Origin of the sequence: Pseudoalteromonas sp. SG45-5 (assembly GCF_014164085.1) — a bacterium.
GTDB classification, from domain to species: domain Bacteria; phylum Pseudomonadota; class Gammaproteobacteria; order Enterobacterales; family Alteromonadaceae; genus Pseudoalteromonas; species Pseudoalteromonas aliena.
In genome coordinates, this window is sequence record NZ_JACJEM010000154.1 from 1 (window position 1) to 592 (window position 592).

At 39.7% G+C, this 592-nt stretch carries 1 pseudogene; it reads right to left on the minus strand.

Going from position 1 to position 592, the window contains the following annotated elements:
- Window positions 1–5 precede the first annotated feature (5 nt).
- A pseudogene (locus H5119_RS20360) lies at window positions 6–419 on the minus strand (transposase).
- Window positions 420–592 lie beyond the last annotated feature (173 nt).

Sequence of the window (592 nt, forward strand, 5' to 3'; positions counted from 1 at the left end):
CATTCTTAATGCATCGTGTTTTGTAGCTTTTCTATATTATGAACAAGGCAATACAATTGCCATTGCGCATTCACTTTCGCTTGCCCCCGTAAGGTCAATTTATTCATGCCTTTGTTCACTGTAATATTCCGCTTTTTATTTAAAGGAAAGCAGGCTCTATACAGCTAAGTCGTTTGCCATTTTTTAATAAACAGCTGTCGTCGCCCTATTAGGCTGTCTATTTTTACTTTCATCTTATCAACATAGCTCAGCTTTTTACGTGATTCATTATTTATAAACTGAACTTGTCGCCCCGTTTTAATGGGTGGCTTTCGCATACATTGCTGTTGTAGTGGGCATACTTTGCAGTCTTTTAAGTAACCGCAGAATCGCGTGTATTGCTGATTGTGACTTTTTACATTTATACCGCTTCGCCACATGGCATTGCCTGCGGGGCAGCGGCATGTTTGGGTTGCTTCATCATAATAAAAATCGTCTGAGGTAAATAATCGTGGCTTGCCTTTACTGCGTTTTAGTCGGCGTTTTTCTTGCTCTGTTTCATACGTTTCACTTTCTTTAAACAGCGGGTTTCGTTTTCTAAATTGGTTATCCG